Raw genomic sequence first — 13,179 nt, 5'->3', positions numbered from 1 at the left:
GACCAAGTGTGTCAGAGGCTTTTTAACATCTCACAATTAATACCTATAACATCTTTTTGTAAGACCAACCTTTCTCTTTCTTCTTTACTGCTTCAAAACCACATTTCTCAAATAGCTTTCGTGAACCAAGATTCCAATCGTAAATTTCTTCGACAAGTATTTCTACAAAGCCAAGCTCCCTTGCACGTTCTACCATTCGCTGCAATACCTTGGTTCCAATTCCTTTGTTCCAATACCGCTTATCTCCAATGGCAATGGCAAAATCATCTGCAAACAACGTCACATCACCAATTGGGATAAACTGTTCGTCTTCAAAAATTTCAATAAAGTAACATTCGCCATTTGTTGCCAAATAGCCATACATACGATTGAGCCGATCAAAAGTATAAGGTTCCTCATTTCCATCAACCAGCCAGACCAATTCTAGATCTTGGTGCCATTCAAAAGCAAAATCATGCTGACCATCATACCGACGTAAACGGACTTGTTTGTCTATTTCTAAAATGTCTGCTTGCTCAATTCCAGTGATTGCCATTTCGGATCCCCTCTCATTTACAATAAGTTCATTTTAACATATATCTCTATCAAAATCTATGAATATTATAGCACACGATTGACAAGCTTCTATCGATATGCTATATTAAAACAAATAAAGCATGCGAGGTAAGGAGAAATGGACAATAACAAGTAAACTCAATTTAAGTTCTATACTTATTTAGTAGTTTTCTTGCGTCCATTTTTCTGTTCCCTCTATTCCTTGAATAGGGTCTTTTTGAGCAGATTTCGACACACTACTAAATAGGTAGTGTGTTTTTTCTTGTAAAGGAGGCCTTATGCTACTAACCACTCAACACCTAACCCTCGACCATCAAAAAGATTTGAGAAATCTGGTTCATGACCTAAACCTCATTGTTAACCCTGGCGATAAAATAGCCATCATCGGCGAAGAAGGAAATGGAAAATCCAGTCTATTACTCACCTTGATGGATTCAACTCTTGTCGCCGACTACCTGCTCATATCAGGCAGCATTCACCGATATTTTCACTCGCCAGTCTACATTCCCCAAAGTCTTTCACTGGAAATGGCAGAGCTAACCTTGAACGACTACTTCTTTGGAGATATAGAGAGCAATATTGATTACGGCCTACTCTACCTCTATGCTGACCAGCTCCAGTTTGACAGTGAGCGATTTGCCAGTCAACAATTGATTGGAAGCCTGTCAGGTGGCGAAAAATTAAAAATTCAGTTAATCAAATCTCTAGCAACTCCATCTGATATTATTTTTCTGGATGAGCCGTCCAATGACTTGGATTTAGATACCTTACTTTGGCTTGAAAACTATATCATCACGAGCCCAAAGACCATCCTATTTGTTTCTCACGATGAAGACTTTCTTAGCAGAACAGCTACAAAAATCATTCACCTAGAATCAGTAAAAAAGAAAACACTTGCTCAGACCAAGGTTGAAAATCTTGACTACCAAGATTACGCATTGAGACGCCAACAAGCCTATAAGAAGCAAGTCCAACAAGCTCGGAACGACAAAAAAGAATTTGACAAAGCCATGAACAAGCATCTACGACAAAAATCACAGGTGCGCAATACCTTGCTCAATACACATGATGCTACTATGGGACGCCTCATTGCCAAGAAGATGAAGAATGTCTTATCACGTGAAAAACGCTATGAAAGAATGAAGAAAAATCTCACAGAAGTACCTTTTCATGAAGATGCCATTGCCCTCTTCTTCTCGGACATTTCACCACTACCAGCTAGAAAGCAAGTGCTTCACTTAGAAAACTTCCAATTGAACGTTGAAGAACGACAATTAGTTAGCAATATCCATTTCAACTTAAATGGACAAGAGAAAATTGGCATCATTGGAAAAAATGGAATTGGTATATCCAGTTTTCTAAAGCTAATCTATCAAGAACTCAGGCAACGAGCAGATATAAACTTGGGATACATGCCCCAGCGCTATTCAGAAGTCCTTGATGAGTCTAAAACTCCACTTGATTTTTTATTTGAAAATGGCAATCGTGAGCAGGAACAACTCATCTTAACACATCTAGCCAGTCTGCAGTTTACACGACAAGAAGTTCAACACAGGATCTGTGAACTTTCAGGGGGACAAAAAGCCAAGTTACTCTTGTTAAAAATGGTTCTTGAACAAGCCAATTTTCTCTTGTTAGATGAACCCAGTCGAAACTTCTCTCCTACTTCTCAGCCATATATTCGTCAACTATTTGCCGATTATCCAGGTGGCTTGGTATGTGTATCACACGACAGACGTTTTTTGAAAGAAGTTTGTCAAAGAATCTACCGACTAACTGAGACTGGACTGGAAGAACTACAATAAATAATAAAAGGAAATTGGCGCACATGCCAAATTTCCTTTTCTAATAGTATTTCGAATGTATTCGCTTTACAGCTTATAGTTTATCAAGAGCAAGCTGTAAGTCCTCAATCAAATCATTGACATTTTCAAGTCCGATGGATAGGCGGATTTGATTTGGTGTGACACCAGCAGCAAGTAAATCTTCTGGAGCTAACTGAGCATGCGTGGTTGTAGCTGGATGAACTACTAGTGATTTGGCATCCGCGACGTTTGCTAAATTGGAAAAGATTTCCAAACTATCAATAACCTTACGCGCTTCTTCTGCTCCACCTTTTACTTGGAAAGAGAAAATAGAGCCAACTCCCTTAGGCAGGTATTTATCCGCCAAAGGCTTATAAGGACTATCTGGAAGTGATGGATAATTGACCGACTCTACCTGAGGATGACTAAGTAAAAAGTCAACAATTTTTTCAGCATTAGATACATGACGCTCTACACGGAGAGACAAGGTTTCTAACCCTTGCAAAAGCAAGAAGGCGTTGAATGGAGAAAGGGCAGCACCTGTATCACGAAGTAATTGTACACGAACTGCTACAATAAATGCAGCTGCACCAATATCACGAGTATAACTAATGTTATGATAGCTTGGATCTTCTTCAACAAATTGCGGAAACTTACCAGATACCGCCCAATCAAACTTGCCGCTATCGACAATCACACCGCCAATGGTCGTACCATGCCCACCGATAAACTTGGTTGCTGAATGGACGGCAATATCAACACCATGAGAAAATACATTAATCAAATATGGAGTTGCGAAGGTATTATCTGAAACAAGCGGGATGTGGTGGTTGTGTGCAATTTCTGCCAATTTTTCAAGATCAGGAATATTGATAACAGGATTTCCCAAGGTTTCAATAAATACAAGTTTTGTATTATCTTGAATGGCAGCTTCTACTGCTTCAAAGTCATCAATATCTACAAAGCTTGTTGTAATACCATAGCGAGGAAGAGTTTCTTTGAATAGGTTAAAAGTCCCACCATAGAGTGTCGTTGCCGCCACAATGTGATCGCCAGCATGTGCCAATGCTAGAATAGTGTATGTGATAGCTGCCATTCCTGAAGAAGTGGCCAAGGCACCAATACCACCTTCTAAAGCTGCCACACGATTTTCAAAAGTAGAGACCGTCGGATTAGTGATACGAGTATAGATATTCCCTGATTTACGCAAGGCAAATAAATCTTCTGCTTCTTGAGCGTCTTCAAAAACATAGGAAGTAGTTTGATAGATGGGTACAGCACGTGATTTTGAAGTAGAATCAACTTCTTGTCCAGCATGGAGTTGAAGGGTTTCAAATGAAAATTCTCTAGTCATAAAGGTACTCCTTTGGTCTTTTTCTGTATTCTACCTCATTTTTACCATCTTGACTAATTCTTAAATATTAGAGATATGTATAGTTAACAACTATAGCCATAGGATCAGTTATTCTAGAAAAATAATATTCATTTTCCTTGAATAAAATAAGGACAAGATTTACAATAAGATTATGAATACCTTAATAGAATATATCGGTCCGATTATCCTCATAGCACTAATAATCTCTTATAGCATCTATCGCAGATGCCATCCTAATAATATGGACACTAAACAAGCGCTCAAATGTCCAAAATGTAAGTCAATAAAACTGCAAACTTACGTTCCAACACAAAAAAGATATTCTCGTAAAGCCGGTATGATTGGTCATGCAATCAATGGCATAGAGGGAGCTATGTTTGCAATGCTCTATGAAGCTGATCGGACTTATTATCGTTGTCAACATTGCGGTTACCGATTTTCTAGAAAGGAGAATCGTTTTATTTCTAACATCGAATAACCGCCATAATTTTAATAGCTATAATTCAAAAGCATTCACTCCAATTTTTATTAGCTGAAATATAATCCCATAAACGCATCATCAGACTTCTTCCTTTAAGATTCTAATCTGATGCGTTTTTTTATTTATCTGTTACTCCAATCAGCATGAGATGTTTTCCTACAACTGTATCGGTTAACTGACTAGCTTAAAAATTCCTGTCCAATTTAGAAATGCCTTTCGACGCATTTGTTCAATTTCACAGCGAAATAATCCTGCTAAGGTTGCTCTATTTAAAACAATATCATTCTTACGAGAAAGGCTAGTTACTTTATTTACAAGCATCTCGACTTCTTCACCATCTCTAATTCCCATATCCCATAACTCTTGAAGTACTGATTTTTTATACATTTTCTCATATTCTGCCATACCTTGTAGTGTCCAGTAACGTTCATTATTCTCAACTTCTAACCATTGCCACACAATTTCTGTATCGGCTACATTAGGTTTTTCATGCTGACAGGATAGACAGAGGACCATCTGATTAGCCAGGCTCGTATCCTTGCTCCATTTGCTTGATACAATCTGACACACAGCTACACCATGAGAACTTTTACATCTCCAGCATTTTCCTTCAAGCAATTCATCAGCGCTCAAAATTCCTCTTTCTATCAAAGTATCATTCCAATACTCTGCAACTTTCGATACTTCAGCTTTCTTATTCAACAAATTAAACATTTTCATTCTCCTGTTATAATTACTTTTCTAATATCTGTGTCCGAACCATACTAGCCTGCAACATTGCTAACTCAACTACACAAGAATAATGACTTAAATCAAGATTTTCCAACAAACGATAAGATACAAATAACTTCGGTTGCAATCGTGTGAGAGGTTTTGACCATATTACTGCTTCTGACTGGAATTGTTTGAGTGCCTGAAAATAAATCTGATTGACTGTAAGATAGGCTCTACCATTTAGTAAATATGCATAATCTTGTATTAAATCTCTACAAAATGAAGCTACCCAAATAGCTGCGGTCTTCTCAGAATCAGCATCGTAATCGGCTAATAAGTCCAGCGTAATCAGACCTCCTTTTCCAAAATCCTTCGATTTCTGATTTCGCAATTTTTCAGCATTTATCGGAGTCGTCAAACCAAAATGATTAGCATAGGTTTCCCACTCTTTATAAATATCATTCCAAGAAATCTCTGTCATCCTTTTCATTTGCGACTCCTATTTTTCTTTTTGTGAGATTATCATAACACCGTTTTGATTTTTTGTCAAACGCGTTAAACAAAAATTGCAAAAAATATTTTTTAATGGTATAATTAGTTAAACAGATAAGGAGACAACCATGATTTTAGGTGATATTTTAAAAGAATACCGAAGCAAGAATAAATTATCAATGGATAAATTCGCTGAATTATCTGGTTTAACAAAAGGCTATATTTCTATGTTGGAAAAGAACCAGCATCCCAAAACCAAAAAAGCTCTCCTGCCAACGATGGATACACTAGAAAAAGTCGCTAAGGGCATGGCTATATCGGTTGGTGAGCTAATCGAGCAACTAGATTCCAATCAGGATATAGCTTTAACGATTACTCCTTCCCAATTTAAACTCTTTCAACAGCCTATTCATCCAGAGGTTCAAACCTTGGACAATGAATTAAAAGGTGATTTCCATGCACGATGGTTAACTTTTGGTCAAGAACAGTTAGCAGCTATGCAAACTGCCTCAGTTACTCCTTCTGCTTCTATTCTTCACTTGGATGACTACCGGGAGCGAATCGAATTACCTGTTCCTGGTAAGGTTTCTGCCGGTACAGGTTACTGGCAGGATACAGATATGAACAATCTTGTATCGTTCTATAACGATGAGATTCCGAATAACCAATCTTATGATACAATCGCTCAGGTTGTGGGAGATTCTATGGCTCCGCATATCAAGGATGGAGACTATCTCTTCATTCGCCTAACTCCTCATATTCCTCTAAATACGATTGGAATTTTTTCAGTCAATGGCGAAAATTTTGTTAAAAAGTTCAAAGGTGACTATTTGCAATCACTCAATTCTGACTATGATGACATCTATTTTAGCCCAGAAGACGATATTCGACCTATTGGTCAAGTTGTAGATATTTATAGTCCAGATTGATTTCTAAGCCTAGTTAATCACTAGTTATATTGGCTACATTCCTCCATCTAGTTTTGGAAAGTCTGTTCGTATAGCTGGCTTTTTTTCCTACTGAAAACAAACTGAAAAGCACAGTAAAAGGAGGCTATGACAGCCTCCTTTTATATGTCAAATTGGAAAAGTCCATTACCAGATAGTTATTTGACAACAAGTTAATGATTAAATAATTATTCTGCTACCCTTATGTCTCTGATTGTCCTCTTACTATTTGTCTAAAGTGTGGAGATTGCTTATTATGATGAAAATCGCTAGAGGTTTTTGTGATTTTCTAAGGTTATGTTCAAAAGTTACAACATCTTGAACACATAGTAGTTACGACACGAATAATCTTAGCCTACTTCTGATTGAACCGGGTAGCAAGGCTAAATAATGAGTTAATGCTATGCATTTGACAATGGATATCACAAATAGATATAAAACAGGGATAACGGACTTTTCCCCCTACTAGCATCCCTCTCTTTTTATTAGAGAAAGATGGCTAATAGTATATACACTTCTACGAACGCTAAAGAACTCCTTTCAGTAATTCAGATGGCGTTCAACATCTTAACTAACTCTTTCCTTTTTTCAATTAGATTATACCACTATTATAAAACGCTTTCAAATAATTATGTGCTCCAAAGTCAACTTTTTTACTTTTCTTTTTCCTTGATGAAGGTTTCCCACATTTTTTGTTGCGGCTTAGCAAATGGGTAGGTAGGAAAATCTTCTACAGAAACCCATTTCAATTCTTTTGATTCTGGAAGGTTAAGTGTTTCTGCCACACCTTCTACCATTTCTATCTGCCATTTGCGGTGACTAAAAATGTGCTGGACGGTATCAAATTCTTGCTCTTGCCAATCAACAGTCAGACCATAAAGTTCCGTAAAGCTCTGCCGAATATCTGGCTCAACAACTTCTTCTGCAACTTCAAAGAGAGAGACTTGTTTGTCAACAATTGCTCCTTTTTCCAAAAGCGGAAAAGACCAGAAACCTGATAAAAGACCTGCTTCATTATTTTTTTCCAATAAAAATTGATTGTCTTTATTTCTAATGAGAAATCCCTGGTAGGCCACGGGAATCGGCTTTTTCTTTGGTGCTTTGATTGGATACTTATCCATTGTACCGTTTAAGTAGGCTGCGCTAAAGGCTTTGACTGGGCTGTCCTGGGGACGTGGATTAACTGGCGATTCAATATCCGACCCCAGATCCATCAGGGCTTGGTTGAAATCGCCCGGCCTGTCAGGATCTATCAAGATTTCCATCATCGCTTGGAAAATCTTGCGATTGGCAGGCAAACCAATATCATAATCAACCTCAAACAAGCGGCTGAGAACCCGCATCACATTGCCATCTACCGCTGGTTCTGGCAAATTAAAAGCAATACTGGAAATTGCTCCAGCAGTATAGGGACCAATGCCCTTTAGGCTTGAAATGACTGCATGCGTGGTCGGAAATTGCCCATCAAAATCTTCCACCATTTGCTGAGCCGCCTTTTGCATATTCCGCACGCGCGAATAATAGCCCAATCCCTCCCAGAGTTTGAGAATGACCTCCTCTGGTGCTTGTGCTAAATCACTAATCGTAGGCAAGTGATGGAGAAAACGTTCATAATAAGGAAGGACCGTGTCTACTCTTGTCTGTTGAAGCATGATTTCAGAAACCCATATAGCATATGGGTCCCTTGTCCTTCTCCAAGGCAAGTCACGTTTATTAGCATCATACCAATCTAAGAGTGCCTTGCGAAAAGCTTGAATCTTTTCCTCCGGCCACATTTCGATTCCATATTCTTTCAAATCTAACATACATCTAGTATAACACAAAGAAAGGGAGTCAGCTTTTGCCAACTCCCTTATATCGTTTATAATCAAAATCAAACTAGCTCCAAAGGTTTGGGGAACCTTTGGAGGTTGGAGATTGAGCGAATGAATTTGTTTCTCTAAATCTAGCCAAGACTGTCTGTTTTTGATGTTCGAAGAATTTTATTCTACTTTGCCTGTTACAAACATGGTAAAGCTTGCTGAAGCAAGTAGCTGTTTATCTTGGTTTTCTATCTTAACTTCGACGACCTTTGTCCTGCTTCCATCATGTGTGCAAGAACCAGTGACGGATAAGGTATCACCAAGATTAGCTGCCTTCATATAATGGATATTGGACTGTAGGGTAACAGAATAAGCCCCCCTTGCTACCGTTGTCAGACCTGCAACTGAATCTGCCAATGTGAAAAGAAAGCCTCCATGTGCTATGCCGTATGGATTGAGAGATTTTTCCGTCACCGTAGTAGTCAGTAGCACCTCTTTCTCATTGAGCATTGTAGCTTGATAGTCATCTAAAACCGTAATCGGTTGTAAGTTTAATTTATCTAACACTTTCATCCTCCTCTGTCTGCTGACTTGTTTGCATTTGATAATAAACGCCTTGCTTCTTCATCAACTCTCTATGATTCCCTTGTTCAACAATTTTTCCGTCCACCATGACCAAAATCAAGTCAGCTGATTGAATGGTTGATAGGCGATGAGCAATAATAAAGCTGGTCCGTCCTTCCATCAATTTGGCAAATGCTTCCTGTACTAAAATTTCTGTCCGTGTATCAATAGAGGAAGTCGCCTCATCTAAAATCAGGATTTTAGGTATTTTAACAAAGACACGCGCAATAGACAAAAGCTGACGTTGTCCCTGGGATAAGGCTTCACCTCCATCTGCCAAAACTGTATCGTACCCCTGCGGAAGCTGACGAATAAAGAAGTCTGCATTAGCCGCCTTAGCCGCCTCAATGACCAATTCCCGCGTGGCATTTGGATAGCCATAGGCAATATTATCATGAATGGTACCAGATTTGATCCATGTCTCCTGTAAAACCATCCCAATCTGTCTGCGAAGATTCTCACGACTGTACTGGCTAATCGGAACCCCGTCTAAAGCAATTTGACCAGCCGTTACATCGTAGAAACGCATAAGCAGGTTAATCATGGTTGATTTACCAGCACCAGTAGGTCCAACAATGGCTACCTTTTGGCCAGCTTTGACAGCAATATCCAGATGTTCAATCAGAGAACGATCAGGACTATAGGAAAAAGACACATTTTCAAAGGAAATAGCTCCCTTCAGCTCCTCTGAATCAATTTTCCGCTCAGCCTGATCGTCAATGCTATCTAGAGCCAAGATAGCAAACAGCCTGTCTGCACAAGCTAAGGCGCTCTGCAATTCCGATAGGACCGAGGAAATATCATTAAAAGGCTTGCTGTACTGACTAGCATAATTGAGAAAAGTTGTCAGAGACCCCACTGTAAAATTTCCTGCCATAATTCTCAGAGCTCCAAGTCCTGCAAGTAAGGCATAAATAATAGCATTGATAAAGCGAGTGCTTGGATTGACCGTTGAAGAGGCAAAGATAGCCTGTTGGGAATAGGTCGCATACTGGTCATTCACAACTTGAAAATGCTTCGTAAATTGCTCTTGAGCATTGAAAGATTGAACCAGTGTCAATTGACTGATGGACTCTTCCAAATGCTGAGATTGCTTCCCACGTACCTGAGTCTGTTGTCTATAATAACCATAGGATTTCTTAGCGATATAGCGTGCCACAAGCAGAGAAACTGGAGTTAATGCCACAACCAGCAACATCATCGTCAAGTCAAGCCTAGCCATAGTGAAAATAGTTAGGAAAATAGTCAAGATACCAATGAAAAATTGATTGAAAATCATCAAGAGACCATTTGTTAATTGCTCACTATCACTTGAAAAACGAGCCACCAAATCACCAACTGAATGACGATCCAGATAAGATAGGGGCATCTGGTGCAGCTTCACATAGACCTGTTCACGCAAGTCGGCCACCATTCCGTAAACCAAGCGATTGGTTACTAGTGGGAGATACCATTGCACCAGCGTATTAAGCAAGATAACCATCACCATTTTGCCAATTATCCCTAGCAAGACCTGACCATCCGCTATCAATACGGCATCGACTGCCTGACCAATCAAGATAGGCAGATAAACTGTCAGAAGCACTTGCACCAAAGTTCCCACCAACATCAAGGACATTCGAAGGGGCTGTTGTAAAACCAATCTGACCAGTTCCTTAAAACTAGATTGTCCCATAGCTATCCTCCTCTCCTTGTTGTTGCGATTGGTGAATTTCTTGATAAATAGCAGAGCTTCTCAGCAAGTCTTCATGACGGCCAAGTCCCACTTGACGCCCTTGTTCCAAGACTAAAATCTGATCAGCTGTCCGTAAACTATTGGTTCTCTGAGATACCATTATTAAGGTTTGCTCAGGCAATTCACGACAAATCGCAGCCAATAACCGACTCTCCGTCAGATAATCCAGAGCAGATGTTGCATCATCCAAGATTAAAATCGGTGCTTTCTGTAAAATAGCACGTGCAATGGTCAAACGTTGACGCTGTCCACCAGAAAAATTCTTCCCAAAGGCTTCGACAGGGCTATCCAAACCACCTTTATCCTCTATGAAAGATTTAGCCTGTGCAATTTCTAATGCAGACCATAGGTCACTATCAGATATTTCTTCCAATCCTAAAGATAGATTAGAACGAATAGTTCCAGCAAAAAGCTGAGCCTGTTGCGGAACGATGGCAATTCGCTGCCGCCATTCTTTTAAATTCTTGGGACTTTTTCCATCAATGAAGAGAGAGAGCTGATTTGTTGGCACTGAATAGAGTGCCTGCAATAAATCTACTAGGGTGGACTTACCTGACCCAGTTCCCCCGATAATTCCCATAAACTGTCCCTTACGTAAGTCAAAAGCAATGTCAGACAGGGACTCCTCAGCAGATTTTGGATAAGAAAAGGAAAGATGGCGCACAGAAAAGATGATCTCCTTATCCTCGCTAACCACTTTTGGCAAACTAGACTCTACATCCTCAGATTCTTGTTCAAACACCTCTTGAATACGCTGTGCTGAAATGTAGGTCTGGTTGAGAGTAGACACGACCATAATCATCTTGACCAATTCTACTAAAATTTGTAAAAGGTAGTTGATAAGAGCGACCAACATCCCCTGTTCCAACAAATTGTGTGAAATGGCTATATTTCCCTGCCATATGAGAATGAGTAAAGTGCTGTTGACCACTAAAAATGTCAATGGTGATAAAAGACTAGACCAAAAACCAGCCTGCAACTGTTGCTTCTTATAAATCTGATTTATGCCTTGAAAAGCCTTAATTTCCCGCTCTCTTTGTCCAAATGCACGAATCACTCGCCAACCAGTCACTGTCTCACGTACCTGCCCCACCAAACCATCTAATTCTTTTCGCATCGATTGATAAATACGGCTGGTCATAACAGAAATGACTGTCACTATAAAAATCAATAGGATAATCATTCCTAGAAAATAGGCAGATAGACTTGGGCTAATATAGAATGCCATGATGAGCGAACCAAATACGACAATTGGAGCACGTAAAAACAAACGAAGAAAAGTATTAATACCCGTTTGAATTTGTAAAGTGTCGCTGGTCAATCGTGTCAGCAAGCTGGATGAGGAAAGAATATCTCGGCTAGACTTGGGAAGGGAAAGAACCTTCTGATACAAGTCATTCGTCAGCTCTTTAGTCACTCCAACCGCTGCTTTAGCTGAATAATATTGCGCTATTAGTGAAACAATAATTCCAATACATGCTAGACCAACCAGTAAAAAAAGCATAGCAACCAGGTTTCCCTGGCTGCCATTTGGAATAATTGTATCAACGATATAGGCGATAATTAATGGTACCAAAAGCTCAAAACAAGCTTCCAATAGTTTGAAAACTGGACCTAATATGGATTCCTTAATATAGTCCTTAAAATATCGTGATAAAAATTTCATATTAACGGTGCTCCAAAGCCTGAACCGCAGTAATCAAGGTCAAGTTGTAAACATCATCAGGGTTACAACCACGAGACAAGTCGTTTACAGGCTGATTCAAACCTTGTAAAACAGGACCTACCGCTGCAAATCCACCCATACGTTCGGCAATTTTATAACCAATATTACCAGCTGAAATACCTGGGAAGATAAATACAGTCGCTTGACCAGCAACACTCGAACCTGGTGCTTTTAATTTACCTGTAGCAGGGACAAAGGCAGCATCAAATTGCAATTCACCGTCCAAATCCAACTCAGGACGCAATTTTTGAGCAATTTTAGTTGCTTCAACCACCTTATCAACTTTAGGACCTGAGCCAGAACCTTTTGTTGAATAGCTGAGCATTGCAACTTTTGGATCAATACCAAACATTTTAGCAGTACGTGCTGAGTTGATAGCGATTTCTGCCAAGGTTTGAGCATCTGGATCAATGTTGATAGCACAGTCACCAAAAATATAACGCTCTTCACCTTTTACCATCAAGAAGGCACCTGATGTTTTCGATACACCTGGCTCTGTTTTAATGATTTGAAGAGCTGGACGAACTGTTGAAGCGGTTGAATGAATCGCACCAGATACCATACCTTCTACTACGCCCATATATACCAACATAACACCAAAGTAGTTAACATCTTTCAACAACTCATGTGCCTGCTCTTCTGATACCTTACCTTTACGGCGCTCTACCAAAGCAGCTACCATCTCATCATATCTATCATAATGAGCTGGGTCAATAATTTCAAAACCTTCTGTAATCCCTTCAATGTCAAGGTAAATCTTAATACGATCCGGGTTTCCAAGCAAGACGGGTACTACATCCGACTCATTTACCAAACGTTTTGTCGCCTGCAAGATACGTGGTTCTTCACCTTCTGGCAATACGATACGTACTTTTTTACCCTCTAGCTTTGTAGCTAATTGCTCAAAAATTTTCATGAACAAA

12 protein-coding genes are annotated in these 13,179 nt (G+C 39.4%); 3 read left to right on the top strand and 9 right to left on the bottom strand.

Annotation, left to right across the window (positions count from 1 at the left end):
- Positions 1-43 precede the first annotated feature (43 nt).
- On the bottom strand, positions 44-535 hold the full coding sequence (locus tag GPW69_RS04495; RefSeq protein WP_074391072.1) for a GNAT family N-acetyltransferase: 492 nt from the start codon (positions 533-535) through the stop codon (positions 44-46).
- A gap of 298 nt (positions 536-833) precedes the next feature.
- On the opposite strand from GPW69_RS04495, the gene GPW69_RS04490 reads away from it, so the two are divergent.
- Complete coding sequence (locus GPW69_RS04490) at positions 834-2,360, top strand: ATP-binding cassette domain-containing protein (RefSeq protein WP_074391073.1); 1,527 nt, start codon at positions 834-836, stop codon at positions 2,358-2,360.
- Positions 2,361-2,433: 73 nt separating this feature from the next.
- Here the strand turns inward: GPW69_RS04490 and GPW69_RS04485 are convergent, their stop codons facing one another.
- Positions 2,434-3,714, bottom strand: a complete 1,281-nt coding sequence (locus GPW69_RS04485) for an O-acetylhomoserine aminocarboxypropyltransferase/cysteine synthase family protein (RefSeq protein WP_024407217.1) — start codon at positions 3,712-3,714, stop codon at positions 2,434-2,436.
- A 358-nt stretch (positions 3,715-4,072) separates the two neighbouring features.
- On the opposite strand from GPW69_RS04485, the gene GPW69_RS10635 reads away from it, so the two are divergent.
- Positions 4,073-4,213, top strand: a complete 141-nt coding sequence (locus GPW69_RS10635) for a hypothetical protein (protein WP_014635984.1) — start codon at positions 4,073-4,075, stop codon at positions 4,211-4,213.
- A gap of 174 nt (positions 4,214-4,387) precedes the next feature.
- Here the strand turns inward: GPW69_RS10635 and GPW69_RS04475 are convergent, their stop codons facing one another.
- Together GPW69_RS04475 and GPW69_RS04470 are read right to left on the bottom strand one after the other, a co-directional pair.
- Positions 4,388-4,930, bottom strand: a complete 543-nt coding sequence (locus GPW69_RS04475) for a hypothetical protein (protein ID WP_074391075.1) — start codon at positions 4,928-4,930, stop codon at positions 4,388-4,390.
- Positions 4,931-4,949: 19 nt separating this feature from the next.
- Entirely contained in the window at positions 4,950-5,420 is a 471-nt protein-coding gene (locus tag GPW69_RS04470) for a hypothetical protein (RefSeq protein WP_074391076.1), read from the bottom strand.
- A 130-nt stretch (positions 5,421-5,550) separates the two neighbouring features.
- On the opposite strand from GPW69_RS04470, the gene GPW69_RS04465 reads away from it, so the two are divergent.
- Positions 5,551-6,351, top strand: a complete 801-nt coding sequence (locus GPW69_RS04465) for a helix-turn-helix domain-containing protein (protein ID WP_074391077.1) — start codon at positions 5,551-5,553, stop codon at positions 6,349-6,351.
- Between the two features lie 671 nt (positions 6,352-7,022).
- Here the strand turns inward: GPW69_RS04465 and mutY are convergent.
- The 5 genes from mutY to pta form a co-directional block, all read right to left on the bottom strand.
- Complete coding sequence (mutY, locus tag GPW69_RS04460; protein ID WP_171841449.1) at positions 7,023-8,174, bottom strand: A/G-specific adenine glycosylase; 1,152 nt, start codon at positions 8,172-8,174, stop codon at positions 7,023-7,025.
- A 177-nt stretch (positions 8,175-8,351) separates the two neighbouring features.
- Positions 8,352-8,744, bottom strand: a complete 393-nt coding sequence (locus GPW69_RS04455; protein WP_216655088.1) for a PaaI family thioesterase — start codon at positions 8,742-8,744, stop codon at positions 8,352-8,354.
- Complete coding sequence (locus GPW69_RS04450) at positions 8,728-10,470, bottom strand: ABC transporter ATP-binding protein (protein ID WP_074391079.1); 1,743 nt, start codon at positions 10,468-10,470, stop codon at positions 8,728-8,730. Before GPW69_RS04450 ends, GPW69_RS04455 begins: the two co-directional genes overlap by 17 nt.
- Positions 10,457-12,196, bottom strand: coding sequence for an ABC transporter ATP-binding protein (locus GPW69_RS04445; protein ID WP_074391080.1), 1,740 nt, complete (start codon positions 12,194-12,196; stop codon positions 10,457-10,459). Before GPW69_RS04445 ends, GPW69_RS04450 begins: the two co-directional genes overlap by 14 nt.
- Before the next feature lies 1 nt (position 12,197).
- Entirely contained in the window at positions 12,198-13,172 is a 975-nt protein-coding gene (pta, locus tag GPW69_RS04440) for a phosphate acetyltransferase (RefSeq protein ID WP_012775151.1), read from the bottom strand.
- Positions 13,173-13,179 lie beyond the last annotated feature (7 nt).

Origin of the sequence: Streptococcus suis, from assembly GCF_902702775.1 — a bacterium.
Lineage (GTDB): Bacteria > Bacillota > Bacilli > Lactobacillales > Streptococcaceae > Streptococcus > Streptococcus hashimotonensis.
Note: the sequence above shows the minus strand (reverse complement) of the source record. Positions and strands in the feature narration are given on the sequence as shown.

Excerpts from the sequence above, each read along its gene's own strand:
- GPW69_RS04485 (WP_024407217.1), bottom strand. The coding sequence starts at position 3,714 with ATGACTAGAGAATTTTCATTTGAAACCCTTCAACTCCATGCTGGACAA.
- GPW69_RS04445 (WP_074391080.1), bottom strand. The coding sequence starts at position 12,196 with ATGAAATTTTTATCACGATATTTTAAGGACTATATTAAGGAATCCATA.
- GPW69_RS04465 (WP_074391077.1), top strand. The coding sequence starts at position 5,551 with ATGATTTTAGGTGATATTTTAAAAGAATACCGAAGCAAGAATAAATTA.
- pta (WP_012775151.1), bottom strand. The coding sequence starts at position 13,172 with ATGAAAATTTTTGAGCAATTAGCTACAAAGCTAGAGGGTAAAAAAGTA.
- GPW69_RS10635 (WP_014635984.1), top strand. The coding sequence starts at position 4,073 with ATGATTGGTCATGCAATCAATGGCATAGAGGGAGCTATGTTTGCAATG.
- GPW69_RS04450 (WP_074391079.1), bottom strand. The coding sequence starts at position 10,470 with ATGGGACAATCTAGTTTTAAGGAACTGGTCAGATTGGTTTTACAACAG.
- GPW69_RS04475 (WP_074391075.1), bottom strand. The coding sequence starts at position 4,930 with ATGTTTAATTTGTTGAATAAGAAAGCTGAAGTATCGAAAGTTGCAGAG.
- GPW69_RS04470 (WP_074391076.1), bottom strand. The coding sequence starts at position 5,420 with ATGAAAAGGATGACAGAGATTTCTTGGAATGATATTTATAAAGAGTGG.
- GPW69_RS04495 (WP_074391072.1), bottom strand. The coding sequence starts at position 535 with ATGGCAATCACTGGAATTGAGCAAGCAGACATTTTAGAAATAGACAAA.
- mutY (WP_171841449.1), bottom strand. The coding sequence starts at position 8,174 with ATGTTAGATTTGAAAGAATATGGAATCGAAATGTGGCCGGAGGAAAAG.
- GPW69_RS04455 (WP_216655088.1), bottom strand. The coding sequence starts at position 8,744 with ATGAAAGTGTTAGATAAATTAAACTTACAACCGATTACGGTTTTAGAT.
- GPW69_RS04490 (WP_074391073.1), top strand. The coding sequence starts at position 834 with ATGCTACTAACCACTCAACACCTAACCCTCGACCATCAAAAAGATTTG.